This window comes from Paraburkholderia sp. SSBN10T, assembly GCF_056619545.1.
The window spans coordinates 80,945-104,328 of sequence record NZ_JBWQQI010000004.1 but is presented as its reverse complement, the minus strand read 5'-3'; the positions used below and the strand labels follow the sequence as shown (position 1 = coordinate 104,328).

Below are 23,384 nucleotides of genomic sequence, written 5' to 3'. Positions count from 1 at the left end.
CATGGCGTGGCTTCACCACCGGCCGGTTCGATTCGGACCGGTGGATCATCCGGCAACGTCAGTGGATCTTTGGAAACCCGTGGCGTTCGGCGAGCAACGCCAGGATGCGTTTCGTGTCCGTGACGAAACGCTTTTCGCCTAGCGTCTGCGCATCGGCGGGAGCGGAATGCTCGTCGCCGAGGATTAGCACGGGCAGGCTCTGATGATCGGCGTCGAGCGCCTGGATCGCCACCTCGCGCGGGCGCGCAAACGGCAAACGCTGAATGTCGAGGCTGGCGGTCTTCGCGGGATCGCTGGCAAGCAACCCTTCAATGGGTGCGCCATCGGGGCAAATGAAGCGTTCGCCTGGGTATTTCGGATCCGTAAAGCCCGGTTCCAGCAGCAAGAGAAGATCTCGGCTCATGATGTGCGGCAATCCAGAGGGTGATGAGTCAGACGATTCTCATCCCTCGCTTGAGATCGCGCCACGAAGAAATCAGCAGAACGATATGCAGCCAGCAACTTAGCGCGAACACCGCCGGGATTCAGGCGGCATCACAGCGACCAGTCGCAGATCAGAACACCCGCCCTTCCGTCAAATGCGTGGTCACGCCGTTCAACTCGTAATCGCCGATCACCCGCGCCTTGTGCAACAGCGGGTTGTGGCTGAAGATCGTGCGCAGATTGCGCCAGTGGCGGTCGAAGTTATGCGTGCGTGCCGTGGCCGACGCACCGCCTACTTCGAACAGGCGTTCGCCCGCGTACAGCGCCAGCTTGCTGACGACCAGTTGCGTTTTGGCGGTCGCCAGCGCGCCTTCCAGCACCAGCGCTTCGGCGTTGCCGGCGCCCTTGCGGATCGCATTCGCCGAGCGCTCCAGAGTCCGCGCATTTTGCTGCACCAACGCATCGATCGACAGGCTATGCGCCGCGAGGTCACCGACGACCTGTTGCACGAATCCATCCTCGCGCGCGGACGGTGCTGGACTATGCAGCACAGGCCGGCCGAACTCCGTGACATAGCGGCGCGCATCCGCAACGATGTTGCCCACGATCCCGGCTGCGACGGCCACCAGATGCAACTGCCGCAGCGCGCCGCCATGCCGTCCTGCGAGCGTCGTATTGCCGCGCGCCGCGATTTCATGCGCATAGACCCGCACATTGTCGAGCACGAGACTGCCGCTTGCCGTCATGCGCTGACCCATGCCGTCCCAATCGTCGAGCACCTGCAGGCCTTCGCGCGCCACCGGGATCACGATCGACACGTTCTGGTCGTTTTCATCCTGGACGTTGATCCGTGCATAGTCGGAAAATGCGGTCCCGGTCGAATAGAATTTTCGGCCCGTCACGCGATAGTGTCCGCCGTCGCGTACCAGCTTCGTGGTGATCTCGCCGGGACGCGAGGTTCCAAGTTCAGTGGATGCCCCGCCGAAGATCGCGCCCTTTTGCAAGCGCTCGATCTGTATGTCATTGAATGTAGAGCGCGGCGACAGCAACAGCGATTCGGTCAAGTCGAAATGGATTCGCAGCGCGTGCGCGACATTGGACTCGTGCGCGGCCAGGGTGGTAATCACATGAAACAGATCCTCCAACGTGCCACCGAGACCGCCCCACTCCACCGGAAGACGCAACACACTTAACCCCGACTCCCGAAACAGGGCAAACGCGTCAAACGGCAATTCGCGCCTGGCTTCCCGCTGCGCGGCGTCCGCGCCGATCGCTTCGGCCAGGCTCGGCAACGCGGACAACGCCGCCTGGAGCCGCGACTGCACGGTGGTTTCGTTAAAGGCCTGCATACCTTCTTTCCTTGTATAAACGCACGGACCTGGCAAGTCCGACGGCAAAGCATGGATCTAAAAACCAAGCATTCCTATCCAAGCAATAGCAGCGAGCGCGACCCGGACGGTTCGCGCTCGCGTACATACCAACACCGCCGCAGTCAATTCAACGCCGTGGCTGCCGCGGCACCGACCGGCGACCCTTCCAGGGCGACCGACGCTCTGCCGTCGGGTCCGACCGGAACATCGCCAACCAGTGTGGTCCGATACAACTGGCGGTCAAAGTCGAGATCGTAGATGTCGGTGGGCGCCAGATGCGCGGTGGCGCGATTGTCCCAAAACGCAATGCTGCCCGCCTCCCACTTGAAACGCACGGTAAATTCCGGGCGCGTCACATGCTCCCAGAGCAGCTCCAGCAGCGCCTGGCTCTCTCGCGGCGTGACGCCGACAATATATTTCAGGAAACTCGGACTCACATACAGGGCACGCTCGCCGGTTTCCGGATGCACGCGCACAAGCGGATGCTCCGTCACAAGGGTGCGCTGCGACACCGCCTGCACAAACGCATCCGTGCCTTTCGCGCCGGCCGGCGGCGCAAACCGGTGCACGCCGCGCAGTCCATCGACGAATGCGCGCAGCGGTTCCGACAGTTTTTCGTAAGCCGCGACGAGATTGGTCCATTGCGTATCGCCCCCGAACGGCGGGATCGTGACGCCACGCAGAATCGACGCGTACGGCGGATTGACCGCGGCGGTCACGTCGGTATGCCAGCCCGTCCACGGTCTTAGCAGCGCGGCGCCCTCGAACCGTGTGGCCTTGCGGAACTTGGAGATGGAGTAAATCTGCGGATGACCGTCCACGTGCCCGAAAACGGGATGTCCGACTGTCAGCTCGCCGAACTGCGCGGAAAACGCGACATGTTGCTCGTGCGTGAGAAACTGCTCCCGGAAGAACACCACGCGCCACTTCAGCAAGGCAGCGCGTATCTCGGCGACATGCTGGGCCGATAGCTTCTGCGTGAGATCGACGCCGTGAATTTCCGCACCGATATGCGCCGAGAGGGGCGCAACCTGAAGCGAGGTCGCTTCGGCCGAGACGGCTGCACTCATGGAATACTCCTGATAGATGGATTGCCTGAGCGGCAAGACATCAACAGTAAGATCGTCCCGATGCCAGCTCAACCAATCTTTGCGCATATGCAAAACATCTGCAGTGCGAACGGGCCGGAACGGCGCGCGCCTCAATGCGCCCGAATCAGAAGTTCGAAGGTCGCATCCACGACGGCTCATGAGCGCCTCCCGTCTTGATGGACCGATCTGGAAAATTATCCTCTCCGCCTGCGTCGGCAAACCAAGAATTGCAGCTATTCATATGGGCAGGCCGCATATCCCGCCCCGATCCGGGACGCAACCGCCTTGTTTCTTTTGAGCGCAGCCTACGCAGCGCGCACAATGATCACCGACGATGTTATCTGGTTGAAATCCGCCCGAAAGTGCACCGAACTCTTCAATGCAAGGATGCACATCGTCTTCGGCTCGATGCCGACGTGACGAAAGATGGACTGATCGGCGGCCTGCATCGTGCGAGACGAAACGATCACGCACACATCCGTGTGCTCGACTCGCAGCAGCGCCATGGGGCCGAGATCGATCGGCGAGCCGCGCCACATCGGGCCGGTTCCGGTGAAGCGTCCGTCGGTCGTGCGCTCGACGATGAAGGCCGCTTCGAACGGCACGCTGCCCTGCACCGGCGCGCGTCCGCCGAGCGCCAGCGTGATGCGTGAATCCTCACCTGCAGCATGCGCCGCCTGTGCGGCCTGCGCGTCACAAACGACGGCGACCACTGCACGATAGGCCTTGCGCGCGACGAGCGCGCGAAGAATCGCGGTGTTGTCGGACGCCGCGCCCGAGCCGGGGTTGTCGTCGGTGTCGCACAGGATGACCGGCATGCCGGGCTGCGCGGCCCAACGATGGAATGCTTCGCTCACTGCCGCGTCGGGCGTCAGCGGCGCTTCGGTGAAGCGTTCGCGCTGCGCTTCGACCGCTTGCGCGAACAGCGCCGCCACGCGGTGCGCGGTCAATATCTTATCGCCGTAGACGAGCACGGTCTGCTGCCGGCACGCGACGTCGGCCAACGGAAAGCCGCTCGCCCACGACATCGACGCCAACCGTTCTTCGTCTTCGGTGCGCTCGAGTAGCGCCATCAGCGATTGCGCGGGTTCGGCGAGCGTGCATTGCGCGGTCAACGGCGCGACGAATGCGACCTCCGCCATCGCCTTCGCCCACGGACGCCCGCGCGCGATGCGCTCGATCAACAGACGCGCCGCGCGCGCCCCGCTCTCGTCCATGTCGACATGCGGATAGCTGCGATAGACGACCATCGCGTCGCACAGTTCGAACGAACGGCGGCTCACGTTCGCATGTAGATCGAGACTCACGACGATCGGCAGCGCAGCGCCCACGCGGGCGCGGATGCGCGCGAGCAGTTCGCCCTCGGCGTCATCGTGCGAGACGGTCGCCATGGCGCCGTGCAGATCGAGATAGAGGCCATCGAGCGGACCGGCTGCCAGGATACGCTCGATGAGTTCGCCGGCGAGCGCATCGAATGCAGCGTCCTCGACGCGGCCCGACGGCGTCGCCGCCGCCCACATGAGCGGCACCACGTTCGCCGCACCGACGCGCGCATCGGCCGCGAGCGCGGCGATCGCCCCGCTCACCGGCAGATTCATCGCGTCGAGCGTCGCCATGATCTGCGCGCCCTTCTGCCATCCCGGCCAGCCGCCACCCTGGACAAATGCATCGAGCGGCGTGCTTGCGGCAACGTGCGTATTGGTCTCGTGCTGAATGCCACCGACGGCGATTCTCATCGACGTACTCTCCGCAAAGGCTCAGACCACTGCGAGACGGCGTGGGCTGCGCGTCAGCAGTTCGATGCCGTGATCCGTGATGAGCACGGTCTCGCTGAACGCGATGCCGTTCGCGGACACGTACATGTGGAAGATCATGCCCGACTCCAGCAGCCAGTCGGAATTGGTGAGGAACACGCGCGTGAAGTCGCTCGTGTGCGGCGTCGATTGCGGGTAATAGCCGAGCGTGTAGCCCGTGATGTTCGGAAAGGTGCTGCGCAGCCCGGCGGCGAGAATCGCCTCGCGCGCAATCGCATCGACGTCCTTCGCCACCGCGCCGGGACGCATCGCCGCGAACTGGCGATCCTGAATCTCCAGCAGTTGCGAGGCGATCCGTTGCTGTGCGCCGCTCGCTTCGCCCATCACCGCCGGGCGCATGATGCGCGCGCTGTAGCCGTTCACGAACGGCAGCAATTCCATATGCAGGATCTCACCGCGCTCGAGCGGCCGACTGTGCAGATTGCCGTGCAGGAACGCATCGCCGACGCCGTTCGTGATCGGGCCCGCGCGACCCGAATCGGCGCCGTGGCGCATGAACGCGTAGCTCACGGCAGCCGCCGCATCGCGCTCCGACTTGCCGACGCCTGCCACCGCAAGCGCCTCGCTGATGGCGATATCGCCGATGGCCGCGGCGCGCCGCACATAGTCGATTTCCGCACGCGACTTGCGCATGCGCAGCACTTCGAGCACACCGGAGAAGTCGTCGAACTGCGCTTGCGGCAACGCGGCCTTCAGGCGGTTGAAGCGGTTGATCGTCATGCAGTACGAATCGCCGTCGAGACCGATGCTTCCTGCGTCCCAGCCGCGTTCGCGCAGCAACTGCGCGAGCACCTCGATAGGGTCCTGCCAGTCGGAGAAGCCGACGTGCTGCGAGAGCCACGTCGTCTCCAGATACGGCAGTTCGTCCATTGCGCGCAACATGAAGACCGGCTCGCCTTCGAGCGGCACGACGCAGGCGCGATACATGTTCTCCGAGATGCCGAAGCCGCTGATGTAGAACAGAAAGTCGGTCTGATCGACGATCAGTGTGTCGAGCCGGCGCGCGCGCATCGCGGCGCGCACCTTCTCCAGGCGGTCGCGGTATTCGTCGAGGGAAAACAGCAGGTTCTTATCGATAGTCATGGAAATGGCGCATGGCGCGCGAAATGAGCTTAAGCAAAGGAAATCAGCCGCGGCGGCCCGCCAGCGCGCTCAGGCCGAGCGTGACTGCCGACACGACAACGAGCAGCGCGCTGACCGCGGCAATCTTCGGGTCGAGCTGGAACAGCACGGCGTTCCAGATGCGGACCGGCAAGGTCTGCGACGACGTGCCCGCCATAAACAGCGCGATCAGCAGTTCGTCGAAGGAAGTCAGGAAGGCGAAGATCGCAGCGGACATCACGCCGGGCGCGATCATCGGCAGCGTGATGCGGCGGAACGCGGTGATGCGGCTCGCGCCGAGACTATGCGCGGCGTCTTCGAGACGGCCGTCGAAAGCCTGCAGCGTCGACGACAGGATGATCACAGCGATCGGCGACGACACGACCGCATGGCCGATCACGATGGCGCCAATGTTGCCGAACACCGTGACATCCGAGAAAAAGAAGAACATCGCGATGGCCGCGATGATGTTCGGCACGATCATCGGCAGCAGGATCAGCGCATAGACCGCGCGCTTGAGCGCGAAGCGATGCCGCACGAGCGCAAGCGATGCGAGCAACGACAGGACCAGCGTCAGCAGCGTCGAGACGAACGCGATGCGCACGCTCAGCCAGATCGAAGCGAGCCAGTCCGGGTCCGTCAGCACCGACACGAACCAGCGCAGCGACAGCGCCTTGGGCGGAAACGACAGATAGCCGGCATCGTTCAGTGCGAGCGGAAAGACGAGCACGATCGGCGCGGCCATGAAGATGAGCACGGCGAGCGCGACGATCGCGAGCGGCAAGCTGGTTCCACGCGGTTTCACAGTTTCGCCTCGAAAAGCCGGTTCAGTCCGATCAGACGTTCATACAGCGCGAACAGCACCAGCGTGCTCGCGAGCAACACGGCGGCGAGCGCCGAGGCAAAGTTCCAGTCGAAGTAAGTTTCGATCTGCGCTTCGACCACCATTGAAATCAGGCTGTCTTGCTGGCTGCCCATCAACGCCGGCGTAATGAAGTAGCCGAGCGAGAGGATAAAGACGAGCAGTCCGCCCGATGCGACGCCCGGCATCGCCAGCGGGAAGAAGATGCGCCAGAACGCACGCGTGCGGCCTGCGCCGAGGCTTTCGGCGGCGAGCAGCAGACGCGCATCGATCGAACGCATCACGCTGTAGAGCGCGAGCACCATGTACGGCAGCAGCATGTACGTCATGCCGATCAGCACGCCGGTGCGGTTGTAGAGCAGCTTCAGCGGCGCATCGATCAGATGCAGATGCATCAGCAGATCGTTGACGATGCCGTGGCTGCCGAGCAGCACCATCCACGCATAGGTGCGGACCAGCACGCTCGTGAAATACGGAATGACGACGAGGATCATCAAAAGCGTCGCCGTGCGAGGCTTGCGTTGCGACAGAAAATAGGCGAGCGGATAGCCGGTCAGGAGCGTGAGAAGGGTGACGAGCGCGGCGATCTCGAAGGTCGTTCGCAGTACGATCAGATACGCTGGCTCGTGCAGGATGCGCAGCATATAGACGGGCGTGAAGCCGGTCTTGTCGTGCACCGCGCGCCCCAGCATCGCGCCGAGCGGATAGATGAAGAACACTGCGACGAACGCGAGCAGCGGGAGCAGCAGCCAGAAGGCGGGGGCGCGCCGGCGCGCGGCGCTCATGCTACGCGCTCCCCGGCCGTGGGCATCAGCCATGCGCTCTGTGCATTGGTGCGTAGCGTGACCGCGTCGCCGGCGGCGGGCATCGTCGATGCGCCGGTGTTCGACAATTGCACCGCGAGACGCTGGCCGTCCGCGAGCGCGATGGTGTACTTCACGGTGTGGCCGAGATAGAGCGAATCGACGACCACGGCGTCGAGCGTGGCGCCTTCGCCCTCGAAATATCCGCCACGCTTCGACAGCGCGATGCGTTCAGGCCGCAGCAGCGCGCTCGCGCGTTCGCCCTTGCGCAGCGACGGCGCGCACGCGCCATCGAGCGCCGCGCCATTGGCGAGCCGCAGCACCGCGCGGCCCGCCTCCACCGATTCCACGACGCCATCGAGCAGATTCGATTGCCCGACGAACTCCGCGACCCAACGCGTGAGCGGCCGCTCGTACAGATCGGCGGGCGAGCCGATCTGCGCAATCGCGCCGTCGTGCATCACGGCGATGCGGTCCGACAGCGTGAGCGCTTCTTCCTGGTCGTGCGTGACCAGCACCATCGTCGTGCCGAGCGAGGTATGCAGCGCCTTGATTTCATGCTGCATGCGCTCGCGCAGATTCCTGTCCAGCGCGCCGAGCGGTTCGTCGAGCAGCAGCGCGCGCGGATCGAAGATCAGCGCGCGCGCCAGTGCGACGCGTTGCTGCTGACCGCCGGAGAGTTCGCGCGGATAGCGCTGGCCCTTGTCCGCGAGCTGCACGGTTTCGAGCAGTTGCGCGACCTTCGCCGCGATCTGTTGCTTGCCGAGCTTACGCATTTGCAGCGGAAACGCGAGATTCTGCGCGACCGTCAGATGAGGAAACAGCATGTAGCTCTGGAACACCACGCCGAGATTGCGCTGCGCGGGCGCGAGTCCGATGACGCTCTCGCCGCCGATCAGCACCTGCCCCGAGGTCGGTTCGACGAAACCCGCCAGCATCATCAGCGAGGTCGTCTTGCCCGAGCCGCTCGCGCCGAGCAGCGTGACGAACTCGCCGGCCTCGATCTTCAGGTCCAGATTGCGCACAGCCGCCGCACGGCCGTAGGTTTTGGTAATGCCGCGCAGTTCGAGACTCGCGCCGGCGCCCGTCGAGATGCTCATGCTCACCCCTGCAGCACCCACGACTGCCACTGCTGACCCACCGCGGCCAGATTGTCCGACCACCACTGCGGGTCCTGCTGAAACGACTGCGCAAAATGCTCCTTCGAGCTCGGCAGACGCGACAGCTCTTCGGGCTTCAGCATCGCGAGCGCCGCACGGTTGGTCGGGCCGTACGCGAGATGGCGCGCGATTTCCGCCTGCACCGACGGCTGCAACGCGAAGTCGACGAACTTCTGCGCGTTCGCGGCGTTCGGCGCCTGCTTGATGATGCTCAGGCACTGCGTCTGGCGCTTGGCCTCGTTCCATTCGATCGCGAGCGGCGCGCCCTTGTCGATCAGGTCCTGCGCGCGGCCGTTCCACAGTCCGCCGAGCACGGCGTCCTTGCGCTCCAACAACTGCGCGGACGCGGCGCCGGTCGTCCACCACGTCGCGATCTGCGGCTTGATGCGCGCAAGCGACCTGAGCGCGCGCGGCACGTCGAGCGGATAGAGCTTGTCCATCGGCACGCCGTCGGCGAGCAGGGCGAACTCCAGTTCGGCCGAGCCGGACTGCTGGTCAGCGAGCGTGCGCGCGCCGGGGAATTTCTTCACGTCCCAGAACTCAGCCCACGACTTCGGATGCGAGCCGCTCTTGAAGACCTCGGTGTTGTAGACCATCACCGTCGAGAAGAACAGGCTGCCCGCGTAGTTCGGCTTGCGCACGACCGGTTGAATATCGTCCGGGTGCGTGAACTTCATCTTCGCGTAGTCGATCGGCGCGAGCGCGCCGATCTTGTCGAGCGCCACCTGCGCGATATCGGTGAGATCGACCACGTCGATCGACACGCGGCCCGCCTGCACCATCGCGCGGATCTGCGCGGCGGTCGCGGGCTGCACGACCACTTCGATGCCTGTCGCGGCGGTGAACGGCTTGTGGACCGCGGCCGCCATCACATCCTGGTACGCGCCACCGAGCCCGCGCACGACGACCTTGCCGGCGTCGTCCGCTGCGCGCGCCGGCGACGGCGCGGCGAACTGCAATGCGCTCGCGGCGGCGAGACCCGCGCTCGTCGCGAGGAAGCGGCGGCGGCCAGCGTCGGCCGGTCGTGCAGCGTCAAGCGGCTCGGCGCCGTGTGCGTCGTTTCGAAACTTTCTCTGTTGCATGGGTCGGTCTCTCTTTCGCGGTTTGTCGGTCGGGCTTTACGGATTCGTTCGAGGTGGCGGTGCGTTTGGCGGACTCGTGCGTCTGGCGCAGGCGTTCGTCGAGTTGCGCGGCGAGCGACGGCGTGTCGCCGGTATCGTCGTTGGCGTTCCAGTGCGAGAGCAGGCGCCACGCATCATCCGAGCGTTGCAGGAGCGCGGTCGCTTTCTCGCCGTTGCGCGTCATCGCGAGCGCGACGAGCCAGTTGATCAGGCTCATCGTGCCGGCCTGCGACCACCAACTGAACGCCGTGCCCTCGCGGCCCACCACGAAGGTGTCCGCGGCAATCTGCGCGAGCGGTGAGGACGGCTTGTCGGTAATCGCGACAACGTGCGCGCCGTAATGGCGAGCGAGCTTCATCAGCTCGATCGTGTACGGCAGATAGCGCGCGTAACCGATGCCGATCAGCACGTCGTCCGGGCCGACCTGGCGGATGCGGTCGGCGATGTCGCCATGGCCGACGGTCAGCGTCTCGCAGGTGCCGAGAATCTGGTTCAGGTGCATCGACAGCAGTAGCGCAAGCGGATACGTGGTGCCGTGGCCGCTCACCCAGATGCGCCGCGCGGCGATCAGGCGGTCGGCGACGCGCTCGCCGAGCGCCACCGGATTCAGCCGCGCCGTGGCGTCGAGCAACGCGGCGTCCGACGAAAACACCTCGTTTTTCACGTCCTCGCCGACCGCGGGGCCTTCGGCCGCGGCGCGCATGCCGCCCGCGCCGACGCGCTCGAGCAGGCCTTCGCGCAATGCGCTGCGCATCTGCGGAAAGCCCGGATAGCCGATCGCGCGCGCGAAGCGTACGACCGCCGCGTCGCTCTGCCCGGTCGCATCGCCGAGCTGGCGCGCGGTCATGAACGCCGCCCGTTCGGTGTGGTCGGCGATATGGCGCGCCAGCGCCTGCTGGGCGCGGGTCAGCGAATCGAAGTGCAGGCGCAGCGCGTCGGAAAACGACGTCGGGACGATGGGTTCGAGTGGCATTGTCGTGTTTGCTACAATTTTAAAATTAAATGTAGTTGTTGCGACATTCGGTGTCAAGCGGTCAAAAAACGGCGCGCGCAGAGGGCGGCGCTCATAGGGCCGGACGGCGGACTGGAAGAGGATTGACCCCGGAGCCGTCGTGATGTGCGAACCGTTGAGCTGGAGGCAACGAGCGCCACGTACGTCCGCGAGATCCGGGCGCGCTGACATACATTGACATATCTTTTGAACAGCTTGAAATCTCTGGTGACTCTAGAGTGACGATCGCTGTCGCGTTTGACCATTGCGACATTCGTCAATCTGCTCTGGAGATGCCATGAAAGTTCGCTTTCCCGTCACACTGGTGGTTTGCCTCGTCGGCACCTGTATCGCTCCCTGCGCCATGGCCGGCAGTGTTGTCGTGGGCATTGGCGTGCCGGTGGTGGCCGCGCCTGTCGTCGCTGTTCCGGCGCCTCCTTACGTGATCACTCCTGCTCCGGTTGTTATGGCGCCGCCCGTCGTTGCGACCGCGCCCGCCGTAGTCGTCGGACCCGCGGTCGTGGCCGCACCTGTATATGTCGCGCGTCCAACAACGGTCGTGGTCCGCGGTGGATATGGCTATTGGGGACGAGGAGTCGTGGTCGTCCGTTAAGCTTGTCCAACCAGGAGGAATTAAATGAAGCGTATGTGCGTTGTCTTGCTCGGCATCCTTGTAGCTGCACCTGCCTTTGCGCAAAGCGCGATGCAGCAGAAACTCGAGGCCCGCTTTGCCGCAGCCGACGTGAACCACGACGGCAAGCTGACGAGAGAGGAAGCGCAGGCCGGCATGCCGCGCGTGGCTGCGCACTTCGACGAGATCGACAGCACGCATCAGGGCTATATCACCTTGCCGCAGATCGAGCAGTACATCGAGAAGAACCAGCAGTAAATAAATGCACCCAGCGTTTCGAGCAACCATGCAGTCACATCTTCTGCTGGGAGACGAACAGTCGATGAATCAGACTTTGCCGGGCCGCATCCTCGTACTGGATGATGACCTCGAGATCCGCAACATGCTGCAACGCTTTCTGACGGCACAGGGTTTCGAGGTGAGAACCGTCAGGGATAGCGTCCATCTCGACGTGTTCCTTGAGCGGCATCCCTACGACCTGCTGATTCTCGACATCATGATGCCAGGAGAAAACGGGCTGTCCGTATACCGACGTCTGCGCACCCAAGGCCAGACGATCCCCATTCTGATGTTGACGGCCCGAGGCGATCTGATCGACGGGATCGCCGGTCTCGAGATGGGGCCCGACGACTATCTAGGCAAGCCATTCCTGCCGCATGAACTGGTTGCCCGTGTGCGTGCGATGCTCCGTCGCCAGCAGGTCCCGGCGCAGCAGCAAAGCGCGCGTAGCGGCGCAGTCAGCGAACGTGAAACCTTCACACTGCGCTTCGGGGCCCACCTGTTCAAACCTCATCTTCAGGAACTGACGGTGGCAGATAGACCCGTTGATATCGGCTCGGCGGAGATGCACTTGCTGTGCGCATTGGCGCAGACGCCAAACCGCCCGGTCAGCCGGGAGAATCTGATCGAGCGTGCACGGGGGCGTCGTTATGAGGTGAATACGCGCAGCGTCGACGTACAGATGCTCCGCTTGCGCCAGATCATCGAGGCGGATGCCGCGTCGCCCCGCCACGTCCGTACCGTGTGGGGCACCGGGTACATGCTCGTCGCAGGGCTCGACGGGTGATCGCCGGACTGCGAACCGGACAGGACCGGGTATCACCCAACCACGTCGTCATCATCAGGGAGCCTCATGTCAGGCTGGTTTCGCTCTATATTCGCAAGGAACGCGTTGGCGCTGATCCTGCTTGTGCTCTTCAGCCAGTCGTTTGCGTTCGGCATTTATATATTTTTCATCCAGAGGCCACGAATCGACGATGCGGCAGCGCTGACGGCCACACAGATCCGCACGCTGACAAGGCTGCTATCCGCGTTGCCGAAGGATGCCAGAGAGGAGCAGCTCCTCGCCATCAACGGCGTCTCGCAAAGCGATGTTCCTCCTGCAGATGTCGAATCACAGCTACCCGTGAATCTGATCGCACGTCATTTCGTTTCTCGCCTGTCTGCCGAGTTGGGGCGCGATGAGCAGATTCGCTGGGAACGTGACGGCAAACATCGCGTCTGGGTTCGTCTGCGTGTGCAGCAGGAGTATTACTGGATGCTGCTTTCCGGCGCACCCAACGCAAATCACGGTCTCCCGTGGACGCTGATCTGTCTGTTGTTGAGTATTGCGACGTTCCCGGCGCTGGTCGCTTTCCTGATTCATCGGCCCGTTGAACGTCTGCTTCGCCGGCTCGCGCGCGCGGCCGATACGATCGAGCATGGCGGCTGGCCTGAGGCCGTGCCCGTCGAACGACCTCGCGAACTGGAAGTGGTCGCGGACGCGTTCAACAGGATGGTGGCGACACTTCAGGAACTGGAGGCGACCCGGGCAGAAATGCTGGCGGGTATCTCACACGACATTCGCACTCCCCTTACCAAGCTGCGTATGGTGCATTCTGCGCCGGAATCAGTCGAGGCGCCGGCGGCCAGTGCGGAACGCTTCGTGGATGAGATTGACGCGATCGTGCAGCAGTTCATCGATTTCGCACGAGGCTGGGGCAGTGAGCCCGCTAAACCTGGCGATCTGAACGCATTGATCGAACGTCTGGTGGCGGACTACGCGGGGCTCGGACAAACGTTCGCCCTGTCACTGGGTTCGCTGCCCGCTATTTCTTTTCGGCCGACCGGAATGCAGCGACTGCTGATGAACCTCATGCAGAACGCGGTCGTGCACGGACAGTTCAGCCTGTCTATCGTTACCCGCATGACGGATGGTTTCGTGACGATCGATGTCAGGGACCATGGGCCTGGTGTGCCCGATGCCTTGTTGCCGATGATGAAACAACCGTTTCGTCGCGGTGCGCAAAGCGAGCAGCGCGGCGGCACTGGCCTTGGTCTCGCCATCGCGGAGCGCATCGCGAAGCAACACGGCGGCGCGCTCGATCTCTTGCGCAATACCCCGAACGGTCTGATTGCCAGGGTGCGCCTGCCTGCTGGGTAAGCGCATGAAAATCCTCAGCGCTCAGCGCAGCAACGCGAAGACAGCGAGCGCCGTCATCACCGTTATGGCGCCCCCAATGCGGGTCGCGATCTGTGCAAACGGCATCAATTCCATCCGGTTGGCCGCGGTGAGAATCGCCACGTCGCCTGTCCCGCCGAGCCCGCTATGCGTGGCGTTGACGATCGCCGCTTCAACCGGATACATGCCCACCAGCCTGCCGACGAAGAAACCGGTCACGACCAGTGCCAGCACAGTCGAAACCGCGGTGACAATGTTCACCCAGTGAAAGGCGGCCACGATTTCGCCCCATGGCGTCATCGCGACGCTGATGGCGAACATCAGCGGATACGTGACAGCGCTCGAAAAGAATCCGTACATGAAACGCGCGCCGGCTCGAACCCGCGGCGACACCACCTGGAACAATTGCGCGGCGACGACCAGCACGAGCATGACAACCGGCGCGGGCCAGCCGAACCATTGGTGACCCAGCACGCCGAGCAGATAGAACGCAATCGCCGTCGCACCCGCCGCGGCGACCGCGCTGACGTCGAACTCGAACGACAGCGGTGCCGGGTTCACGGCCTCATCGTCAGCTTGCGCCACGGTCAGCCGTCCGCGGCCAGTCCACGTGGGCCGGCGGGTGCCGAGATAGCTCAGCAGACCCGCGCAGCAGATTGCAACGATGTTGCCGAGCATCACCGCCGAAAGGACCTGAGCGAACAACGGGCCCTGCTCCACACCCATGATCTGCGCATAGCCCGCCGATAGTGGCAGCGCGCCCTCGCCCACGCCACCCGCCATGATCGGCACCACGACGAAAAAGAGCGCGTGCCGGAAGCCGAGCCCAAGCGCGCCGCCCACACCCGCGCCGACCAGTGCCGCCACCACCGATCCGCTCGCCACCGGAATGAAGATGCGCACGAAACCCTTGATCAGCGTCTGCCGATCCATGCTGAGCACGCTGCCGACGATGATCGCCGCGATGAACAGGTACAGGAAATTAGAACTGTTGGTAAAGTCCGTCACCGCCTTCACGATTGGATGCGGCATCAACTTGTAGTACACCAGCATCGACGGAATGAACGCCGCGAAGATCGACGTGGCGCCGATGTGGCGGATCCACGGAATACGCTTCGCCAGTTCCGCGCAGGTAAAGCCGCCGACCGCGACGAGCGCGATGCCGGTCGGCAGGTCCGAGGCAAGTTTGCCCTTGAGCGTCATCGCGCCCAGCACGGCGATCAGCAGCAGATACACAGGCACAGGCAAGGCGCCGATGCGGCTGTCGAAGACCGCCCACCAGCGGTCCCTGAAGCTGCGTTCAGGCAACGGCGCCGCATTGCTGCCGCTCGTGCCGCTCGCCGGGGCGGATACGGTGCCGTGATTCGTGGCTGATTCCATCTACCTGTCTCCCCTCATTCCTATCCGGATCGTCTCGGGCTCAGACCAGCAGCAGCAATGCGGCGCCGTACACGAGTGCGCCGACCGCGAACGTGATCACCGTGAACCCGAGTACGCGCTGCACGCCGATCCCGGCCATCGCCACCACCGGCGCCGCCCAGAACGGCTGCATCATGTTCGACACCTGCTCTCCCATCGCGACGGCCATCGTCGTCGCCGGCACCGACGCGTGCAACGACAACGCGGCCGGTACGACGAACGGACCCTGCACGGCCCAGTGGCCACCGCCACTCGGGATAAAGAACGTGACGATCAGCGAGCACACATAGCTCCAGAACGGCAACGTGTGGACATTCGAAATCGCGATGAAGAAGTGGGAGATCACGTCAGGCAAGCCGGTCGCGTCCATCATGCCCATGATGCCGCCGTACAACGGGTACTGCAGCATCATCGAACCCGTCTGTTTCGCGGCGTTTTTGATCGCATCCGCATAGGCGAGCGGATAGCCGTGCAGTATCACGCCCGCAATGAACATGACGAAAATCACCGCGTTGACACCGGAGAATGCGAGGTGCTGCGTATAAGCCAGGACGAAAAACGCCACGCCCGCCACGCCGATAAACGCACTGCCCAACCACGAATACTCGATCCAGCGCGCAAAGCTCAACTTGCCCTGCGGCTTCTCGCGTAGGGGCGCATCGGGGTGCTTTTCCGTATCCAGGACCACCGCGTCCGCATCGTTCGGCTTGAGCAGCATGAACACGAATGGCATCACGAACAGCATGACAAGGGTCGGCACCAGATTGAAACGGGTGAAGACCGTCGCGCTGAACGGCAGCACCTCGCCGGTCAGCTTCTGCACGACGTTCATCGAACTGCCGGGCGTCGATTGCGCGAGTGCAATCGAGCTCGAAATGCCGCTCGCCCATACCACCCATCCCGAGAAACCGGCTGCGACGATCCAGGCGAAATCGACCCGCATGCGCTTGGCCACTTCGCGCGCGAGCAAGGCGCTCACCACGAGGCCGAGTCCCCAGTTGCAAAACGACGCGACGGCGACCAGCACGAATGTCAGCGTGGCGGCCTGCGCCGGCGTGCGCGCGAGCGCCACCAGCGCCTTGAACGCACGCTGCACCGGTGGCGCATGAGCGAACGCATGTCCCGTGACGAGCACCAGCGTAATCTGAAACGCAAACGTGAGGATGTCGAAGAATCCTTTGTACCAGCCACCTACCAGCCGCCCCACAGAAGCGTGCGGCGCGAACAGCGCCGAGAGCACGGCCACCACGACCGTGATAAGAATCGCGAGAACGAACGGATCGGGAATGGTCCGTTCGAAGAGGCCAATCGTCGCTTCGGTGAAGCTCGTTCTGCGCACGGGCGTGGCAGCGGTGGTCGGTTTCATGTAATCGTGTCTCCTGAGATTCGGTTTGACCCACGCGTTCGCTGCGCGTGTGGGTTGCAGTATGGTTTCGTGCGGCCGCGTTCGTCGCTCGTTGTTCGTTGCCCATTGTTCGTGCCGGCGTGACAGCCGGTCACTCAGTCTGTGAAGCCGTACAGTTTCGCCGCGTTGTCGACAAGAATCCGGCATCGCATGGCGTCGTCATCGGTCCAGTCCGCCAGCAGATCGAACAGGTCGGCGTCGTCGGGCTTGTGCGATTCCGTGGTGTGCGGCCAGTCGCTGCCCCACACGACCCGCTCCGGCAATGTGGCGATCCACGCGCGGGCGGTCGCTGTCACATCCGCATAGCCGCCTTCGAGACCGACGGCCGAGTCGAGATACGGGCCCGACAGCTTGACCCACACACGGCCATTTTCGGCTAGCTCGCGTACCACCTTGAACGCCGGATCGGACTTGCCGGCGGGTAGCGGCAACCGCGCCAGATGATCGAATACGATCGGCGACGGCAGGCGCGACAACATCGCCCGATGCTCGACGATCTGCGCGGCCGTCCAGTGCAATTGAACATGCCAGCCCAGTTCGGCGACGCGGCGTGCGAGCGGCTCGACCATCTCGAAGCCGACCACGGCGTTCGCTGGGGTATACAACGTGAAGCGAATGCCGCGGATGCCGCCTTCGTGCAGCGCGGCGAGTTCGGTATCGGTGACGTCGGGCCGCAGTACGGCGATGCCGCGCGCGTGGTCGGCGCCGAGTTGCCGGATCGCATCGAGCGTCACGCGATTGTCGGTGCCGTAGGGGCGCGGCGTGACAACCACCGTGCGCTGCGTGCCGATGCGCGCCTGCACCGCGCGGTAGTCGGCGACCGTGGCGCCTTCGACGAAGCCCGCGCCACCACGTCCTGCGAGAAAGCGCCGGTCGTAGATATGCATGTGCGCGTTGCACGCACCCGCCGGCGCCGCGATGCGTGGGCGCCGGCCGTCAGCAGCGTTCGCGCTGTCGGCGTCGTCTCGAGTGTCCATCGATCGTCTCCGTTATTTTCTATGCCGGCTTCCTGTGCCGGGTCATGGCGTCAGGAAGCCACCTTCACAGCACGGCGCGCTGCGCGCGCAACGCTTCGATCTGCGCGTCGGCCAGGCCCGCGTCCTTCAGCACCTCATCGGAATGCTGGCCGAAGGCCGGTGCGGCTGCCGGCACGGGCGCGGACGCCGCGCCGAAGCGGATCGGCTCCCTGAAGCCGCGATAGCGGCCCACACCCGGATACTCGAAAGTACTCACCATGTCCTCGGCGAGCACCTGCGGATCGTCGAACATATCCTCGACGCTGCGAGCAGCCGCGCACGGCACCGCGTCGCCGAAATGCGCCTCCCATTCGAGCGCAGTGCGCGCCTCGAGCGCCGCGTGCAGTTGCGGAATGATTTCCTCGCAATGCAGCGCGCGCTTGCGCACCGTGTCATAACGCTCGTTGCGCCCAAGCGAATCGAGGCCGGTCTTTTCGCACAGCGCCTGCCAGAAATGCGGCGTATTGGCTGAAATGTACAGATAGCCTGCGCGCGTCGGATGAATGCCGGTGATGCCGCCCGAACGCATGTCGCGGCCGATCTCTTTCGGCTCGCCGTCGGCCCAGATCATCCGTGCGGACTGCATCGTCAGTGCGCTGCGCAGCAGCGACACGCCGACATACTGGCCGGCCCCGCTACGCTCGCGCTCGAACAGCGCCGACGACACCCCCGCCGCCACCAACGCTGCCGCGTAATAGTCGACCACGGAGCCGTAGAGTATCTCCGGCGGGCCGCCGTGCTTGCCTTGCATCGCGCACATGCCGGTCATGGTTTGCAGCACCTGGTCGTAGCCCGCCTTGTCCTTGTTGGGCCCCGTGTCGCCGTAGCCCGTCACCGCACAATAAATCAGGCGTGGATTGACTTCGCGCAGTTGCTCATACGCGATGCCGAGCCGGGCCGGCACGCTCGGACGGAAATTGTGCACCAGCACGTCGGCCTGTTCGACGAGACGCAGCAGCACGGCGAGCGCCTCAGGTTGCTTCAGGTCGAGCGCGAGCCCGCGCTTGCCGCGGTTGATGCCGAGAAACGCACGGCTTTCGGCTTCGAGCGTCGACGGATATTTGCGCAGGTTGTCGCCCGACGGCGGCTCGATCTTGATGACGTCGGCGCCCTGGTCACCGAGCAGCGTGCACCCATAGGGTCCGGCGATGTACGCGCTCAGATCGAGCACCCGTACGCCTGCGAGCGGCCCCGTCGTGCCGGAGCGCGCTAATTGCGGTGAGCGTTCCATGAGAGGTCTCCGTATTGATCCAGTGAGTATCGAATGAGATGCGGTTCAGCGTTCGACGTCGTGCGTTGGACGGCTCTGCGCTGCGCCGTCGAGCGCGGCATGCTGGTCACCCGTAAGGAGTCTCATTTGTTGCGCCTGACTGACGAGCACCCGGGCGCGCTCGACAAACGGCGGGTCGATCATCTTGCCGTCGACCACATAGGCGCCCACACCCTTTTCGCCGGCGTCATACGCTGCTGCGACGACGCGCACCGCGTGCGCGATCTCGTCGTCCGACGGACGAAACACCTCGTTGGCAAGCGCGACCTGGCTCGGATGGATGCAACTCTTGCCGAGAAAACCCATAGCGCGAGCCATCTCGGCTTCTGCGCGGAAGCCGGCCTCGTCCTTGATGTCGGCGAACGCGGAGTCGTAAGCGAACACGCCTGCTTCCCCCGCCGCGATACGCAGCCCGAACATCGCCTGGCGGATCGCCGAGGCATCGCGGCGCGCCATGCCGAGCGGTTCGAACAGATCGCCGAGGCCGAGTTGCAGACCGGCCACACGCGGATGCGCGCCAGCCAGTTCGGCGGCATGGCGGAATGCTTTAGGCGATTCGATATTGAGCAGCAGCCTGATCGGCGTGGTCACGCCGTTGGCCTGCTCAGCGCGCTCGAGGGCGACGACGGCGCTGCGCACATCGTCCACGCTAGCGGGTTTCGGCAGATTGATGAAGTCGAGACCGGGTAGCGCAACCGCACTGAGATCGGCATCGAAATACGCGCTATCGAGCGCGTTGATGCGCACGATCAGCACCTTGGTGGAATCGGCCACGGCGTCGGAAAGCAGGAGCTCACGCAATGCGAGCCGCGCCTGCGGCTTGCGTTCGGCGGCGACCGCATCTTCGAGATCGAACGACAACGCGTCGGCCGCGCTAACGAGCGCCTTGGCGAACAGTTCCGGCCGCGACGCCGGTACAAACAGCTTGCTTCTCATGTCTCCCGATCCAGGTTCTGATTGCCTGAAACCAGTCTACGCACGAGCAAGATTTAGATAAACTATCTACACCTATCTTCAAAACATAGCCAATCTATCTTTTATGGACATCGAATTTCTTGCCAATCTGATGCTGGTGGTCGACAGCGGTTCGATGGCCGAAGCGGCCCGCCGCGTCGGCGTGACGCCCGCGGCCGTCGCACAGCAGGTCCAGGCGCTCGAACGGGAATTGGGCGTGCCGCTACTGGTTCGCGCCGGGCGCACGGTCATTCCGACCGAAGCGGGGCATCGCGTGATCGAGCGGGCGCGCGGTCTGGTTCGCGAGTTTGCCGACCTGAAGGCGTTTGCGCTCAAGGGCGAAGCGGCCGGCGAATTGCGCATCGGCACGATCACCACCGCTTTGCTGAGCCTGATGCCGGATGTGCTCGCGAACTTTGCCTCGGTGTTTTCACAGGTCAAGGTCCTGATTCGCGCCGGCACGTCGATGGAGCTCTACGAAACGCTGCTGCGCGGCGAACTCGACGTGGCGGTCTGCCTGCACCCGGCGTTCGCTTTGCCCAAGGCCTATGACTGGCATCTGCTGCGCGAGGAGCCGCTTGTCGTACTGGCGCCCGCGCGCCTCGCCGCAGACGATCCGCACGAACTGCTGCGTAGCCAGCCCTTCATCCGCTACGACCGCTCGCTCGGCGGCGGCAAACAGGCGGACGCTTACCTGCGCGCAGCCAGAATTGCGCCGCGCGAATTGTTCGAGCTGAATTCGCTGATGGCGATAGCGATGATGGTCGATCGTGGCCTCGGTGTATCTCTGGTCCCCGACATCGTCTCTCCGCTGACCGCGGGGCTCGACGTCGCGAAGCTGGCGCTGCCCGTCAAAACGGAGCCGCGCCGCTTCGGCGTGGTGTGGCACAGGGGCTCGCCGCGCGGCCATCTGATCAAGGGATTTCTTCAATGCGCCGACGATGCGCTGCGTCATGAAGGGCGCAAAACTACGGGGAACAGACGAAAGTAGGCGTATGCCACGTTTGCGGCTCAGCGCGAGCGCTGACGTGACCAGGCCTTCGATCAGGACGATCACGGATAGGCAGCACCGCGTCGCCAGGCACAAAATAGCTGTCCGAATCAGGATGGCGCCTAGGGCGCCGTTATGCTGGTTCCGATATCGCCCACCGGCAGGGTGCCTAAGCGCGCAGCCAGTGCAGTCATCAACGGCTTCCCCATGCATCGTCAGGTTTTTGAAAGCATGAACATCCATGCCTGGCGCAAAGTTTGCGTGCGGTATGAGGGAGATTTCGGCAATACGACCGGAATTCAAACAGGAGGAGACAATGCGCGATGACGTTCATCACGCGGCTTGCCCGTTGACAGCCCCGCAACCCGGCTGGCATACGCCGTCTATCCAGAAAGCACACGAGCGCTCCGCAACCTTCGGACTCAGTGCGTCGATGCGGCCGGATTACGACGTGCTCCCCGCCACCGAACTGGCGCTCAGGCTGGAACAGAGCCGGGTGCTGTACGCGCATGCCACACCGGTGATGGAAACCCTGCGCGAGCAGATCGCCAACACGCAAAGCATGATCGTGCTGACCGATGCCGACGGCTTGATTCTTCATTCGATTGGCGACGACGACTTTCTCCAGCGTGCCGAAAAGGTCGCGCTACGCCCCGGCGCGAACTGGGCAGAAGCACGGCAAGGCACCAATGCGATCGGCACCGCACTGGCCGAACGGTGCCCTACCGTCGTCCGTGGCGACCAGCATTATCTGGCGGCGAACCGCTTCCTGACCTGTTCGAGTGTGCCGATCCTCGATCCGTACGGCGACCTGATCGGCGTGCTCGATGTCACGGGCGACCATCGCAGCTACCATCAGCACACGATGGCGCTGGCGAAAATGTCGGTGCAGATGATCGAGAATCATCTGTTTAGCAGTACGTTTCGCGAAACCCTGCAAATCGCCTTTCACGGCCGCCCCGAATTTCTCAATACCTTGATGGAAGGGATCGTCGCGTTTACGTGCGACGGCCGCTTCCTCTCGGCCAATCGCAGCGCGCAATTCCAGTTGGGCCTGCCGCTCGCCGCCTTGCGTGCTCACACGTTGTCGTCTCTGTTCGGCGTCACCACGTCGCAGTTGATCGACCAGTTGCGCACGAGCCGGAATACCCACCTGTCGCTGAACCTGAACACCGGCGTGGTGGTTTGCGCGACCGTCGAATTCCGGCGCGCCACGCTCGCCGACGGCGCCTGGCCGCCCGAGGTTCGGACCGACGCCAGGCCCGCCCCCCGGGCCGACGCGCCGCGACCGGCGGCGCTCGCGGGCACGCTGTCGAAGCTCAACTATCTGGACACCGGCGATCCGCAGGTCGGCGCGGTCATCGCCAAGGTCCGCAAGGTGATCGGCAAGGACATTCCGGTCCTGATCACCGGCGAGACGGGCACCGGCAAAGAATTGCTCGCCCAGGCGATCCACAACGATTCGCCGCGGCGCACGGCTGCGTTCGTCGCGCTCAACTGCGCGTCGATTCCCGAAACGCTGATCGAATCCGAGCTGTTCGGCTACGAAGAAGGCGCCTTCACCGGCGCGCGGCGCAAAGGCGCGGCGGGCAAGCTCCTGCAGGCCAACGGCGGCACGCTGTTTCTCGACGAGATCGGCGACATGCCTTATCCGCTGCAGGTGAGGCTGCTGCGCGTGCTGCAAGAGCGCGTCGTCAATCCACTCGGTTCGACCCGCTCGATTCCGGTGGATATCGCGATCATCTGCGCGACCCATCGCGATCTGCGCGAGATGATCGCGCAAAATCGCTTCCGCGAGGATCTGTACTATCGCTTGAACGGTCTGGTGGTGAAACTGCCGCCGCTGCGCGAGCGCACGGATCTCGCCTCGGTGATCAACAAGATGCTGCAGGACAAGTCGCTTCACGGCACCGACGGCCCGCACCTGAGCATCGCGGACGACGTCATGGCGCTGTTCGAGCGATGCACGTGGCCCGGCAATTTCCGCCAGCTCGGCAATCTTCTGCGCACCGCCGCGGCAATGGTCGACGCGGACGGCCAGATACGGCGCGAGCATTTGCCGGACGATTTCTTCGAGGATCTGCGCAGCACGGCAGCCTGCCCTCCGGCCAGCGCCGAACCGCTGCTGCCGCAAGGCACGCGGCTCGAGGACGTCGCCGCTTCGGCGATTGCGAACGCGCTCGCCCAGAACGGCGGCAACGTATCGGCCGCCGCGCGTGCGCTCGGCATCTCGCGCAACACGATCTACCGGAAGATGCCGGCAACGGTCGGCCCGGACGAAGCGAAGGACGACCTCTAGCCGCCTTCGCAAAGCGACTGCCGCGACACGCGGCAGCGCCTCACTGACTCGCCGCCCGACACCTGTTGCCTGCCGCTTCGTACTGTTGCGCATGTGTGGCATTTTGCAACACCAGTGTCCTCGATTTGAACAGTCCTCAGCTTGCCGCTGCGCCAGCCGGTATTCAATCTCCTCCCGTCCCACCGTTCGAGCACGGACCTCCGCATTTGCCGCCGCGAACCCG

21 protein-coding genes are annotated in these 23,384 nt (G+C 64.0%); 6 read left to right on the top strand and 15 right to left on the bottom strand.

Annotated elements, in window-relative coordinates; translation table 11 throughout:
* Positions 1-58 precede the first annotated feature (58 nt).
* The 10 genes from AC1ECK_RS07610 to AC1ECK_RS07565 form a co-directional block, all read right to left on the bottom strand.
* Positions 59-403, bottom strand: coding sequence for a DUF3088 domain-containing protein (locus AC1ECK_RS07610; protein ID WP_480317556.1), 345 nt, complete (start codon positions 401-403; stop codon positions 59-61).
* A gap of 151 nt (positions 404-554) precedes the next feature.
* The gene (locus AC1ECK_RS07605) at positions 555-1,772 is read right to left on the bottom strand and encodes an acyl-CoA dehydrogenase family protein (protein WP_480317554.1); all 1,218 of its coding nucleotides are present in this window, start codon (positions 1,770-1,772) and stop codon (positions 555-557) included.
* 143 nt (positions 1,773-1,915) lie between these two features.
* Positions 1,916-2,863 (bottom strand): TauD/TfdA dioxygenase family protein, encoded by a 948-nt coding sequence (locus tag AC1ECK_RS07600; RefSeq protein ID WP_480317552.1) that lies wholly within the window; start codon positions 2,861-2,863, stop codon positions 1,916-1,918.
* Positions 2,864-3,189: 326 nt separating this feature from the next.
* Complete coding sequence (locus AC1ECK_RS07595; RefSeq protein ID WP_480317550.1) at positions 3,190-4,620, bottom strand: M81 family metallopeptidase; 1,431 nt, start codon at positions 4,618-4,620, stop codon at positions 3,190-3,192.
* A gap of 21 nt (positions 4,621-4,641) precedes the next feature.
* A complete protein-coding gene (locus AC1ECK_RS07590; RefSeq protein ID WP_480317548.1) occupies positions 4,642-5,781 on the bottom strand; it encodes a M24 family metallopeptidase in 1,140 nt (379 codons plus the stop codon).
* 43 nt (positions 5,782-5,824) lie between these two features.
* Positions 5,825-6,604: an ABC transporter permease gene (locus AC1ECK_RS07585; protein WP_480317546.1), complete on the bottom strand. Its 780-nt coding sequence runs from the start codon at positions 6,602-6,604 to the stop codon at positions 5,825-5,827.
* Complete coding sequence (locus AC1ECK_RS07580; RefSeq protein ID WP_480317544.1) at positions 6,601-7,446, bottom strand: ABC transporter permease; 846 nt, start codon at positions 7,444-7,446, stop codon at positions 6,601-6,603. Before AC1ECK_RS07580 ends, AC1ECK_RS07585 begins: the two co-directional genes overlap by 4 nt.
* Positions 7,443-8,564: an ABC transporter ATP-binding protein gene (locus AC1ECK_RS07575; protein ID WP_480317542.1), complete on the bottom strand. Its 1,122-nt coding sequence runs from the start codon at positions 8,562-8,564 to the stop codon at positions 7,443-7,445. The genes AC1ECK_RS07580 and AC1ECK_RS07575 overlap by 4 nt, the downstream gene beginning before the upstream one ends.
* 2 nt (positions 8,565-8,566) lie before the next feature.
* Entirely contained in the window at positions 8,567-9,706 is a 1,140-nt protein-coding gene (locus AC1ECK_RS07570) for an ABC transporter substrate-binding protein (protein ID WP_480317540.1), read from the bottom strand.
* Complete coding sequence (locus AC1ECK_RS07565) at positions 9,657-10,718, bottom strand: MurR/RpiR family transcriptional regulator (RefSeq protein WP_480317538.1); 1,062 nt, start codon at positions 10,716-10,718, stop codon at positions 9,657-9,659. Before AC1ECK_RS07565 ends, AC1ECK_RS07570 begins: the two co-directional genes overlap by 50 nt.
* A gap of 316 nt (positions 10,719-11,034) precedes the next feature.
* Here AC1ECK_RS07565 and AC1ECK_RS07560 point away from each other — a divergent pair, with 316 nt between their 5' ends.
* The 4 genes from AC1ECK_RS07560 (at position 11,035) to AC1ECK_RS07545 (ending at position 13,789) form a co-directional block, all read left to right on the top strand.
* On the top strand, positions 11,035-11,349 hold the full coding sequence (locus AC1ECK_RS07560; RefSeq protein WP_480317536.1) for a hypothetical protein: 315 nt from the start codon (positions 11,035-11,037) through the stop codon (positions 11,347-11,349).
* Positions 11,350-11,373: 24 nt separating this feature from the next.
* Positions 11,374-11,625: an EF-hand domain-containing protein gene (locus AC1ECK_RS07555; protein WP_480317534.1), complete on the top strand. Its 252-nt coding sequence runs from the start codon at positions 11,374-11,376 to the stop codon at positions 11,623-11,625.
* A gap of 64 nt (positions 11,626-11,689) precedes the next feature.
* Positions 11,690-12,433 carry a response regulator gene (locus tag AC1ECK_RS07550; protein ID WP_480317532.1) on the top strand — a complete coding sequence of 248 codons (744 nt, stop codon included), beginning with the start codon at positions 11,690-11,692 and terminating at the stop codon, positions 12,431-12,433.
* Between the two features lie 105 nt (positions 12,434-12,538).
* Positions 12,539-13,789, top strand: coding sequence for an ATP-binding protein (locus AC1ECK_RS07545; protein ID WP_480317530.1), 1,251 nt, complete (start codon positions 12,539-12,541; stop codon positions 13,787-13,789).
* A 21-nt stretch (positions 13,790-13,810) separates the two neighbouring features.
* Here the strand turns inward: AC1ECK_RS07545 and AC1ECK_RS07540 are convergent, their stop codons facing one another.
* The 5 genes from AC1ECK_RS07540 to AC1ECK_RS07520 form a co-directional block, all read right to left on the bottom strand.
* Entirely contained in the window at positions 13,811-15,187 is a 1,377-nt protein-coding gene (locus tag AC1ECK_RS07540) for a 2-hydroxycarboxylate transporter family protein (protein WP_480317528.1), read from the bottom strand.
* A 40-nt stretch (positions 15,188-15,227) separates the two neighbouring features.
* Positions 15,228-16,592: a short-chain fatty acid transporter gene (locus AC1ECK_RS07535; RefSeq protein ID WP_480317526.1), complete on the bottom strand. Its 1,365-nt coding sequence runs from the start codon at positions 16,590-16,592 to the stop codon at positions 15,228-15,230.
* A gap of 134 nt (positions 16,593-16,726) precedes the next feature.
* On the bottom strand, positions 16,727-17,608 hold the full coding sequence (locus tag AC1ECK_RS07530; protein ID WP_480317524.1) for an amidohydrolase family protein: 882 nt from the start codon (positions 17,606-17,608) through the stop codon (positions 16,727-16,729).
* Between the two features lie 64 nt (positions 17,609-17,672).
* Positions 17,673-18,878, bottom strand: coding sequence for a CaiB/BaiF CoA transferase family protein (locus tag AC1ECK_RS07525; protein WP_480317522.1), 1,206 nt, complete (start codon positions 18,876-18,878; stop codon positions 17,673-17,675).
* A gap of 45 nt (positions 18,879-18,923) precedes the next feature.
* A complete protein-coding gene (locus tag AC1ECK_RS07520; RefSeq protein ID WP_480317520.1) occupies positions 18,924-19,853 on the bottom strand; it encodes an HpcH/HpaI aldolase/citrate lyase family protein in 930 nt (309 codons plus the stop codon).
* 103 nt (positions 19,854-19,956) lie between these two features.
* Between AC1ECK_RS07520 and AC1ECK_RS07515 the strand changes: the two genes are divergently transcribed.
* The gene (locus AC1ECK_RS07515; protein ID WP_480317518.1) at positions 19,957-20,862 is read left to right on the top strand and encodes a LysR family transcriptional regulator; all 906 of its coding nucleotides are present in this window, start codon (positions 19,957-19,959) and stop codon (positions 20,860-20,862) included.
* Between the two features lie 316 nt (positions 20,863-21,178).
* A complete protein-coding gene (locus tag AC1ECK_RS07510) occupies positions 21,179-23,161 on the top strand; it encodes a sigma-54-dependent Fis family transcriptional regulator (protein ID WP_480317516.1) in 1,983 nt (660 codons plus the stop codon).
* The last annotated feature ends 223 nt before the right edge of the window (positions 23,162-23,384 follow it).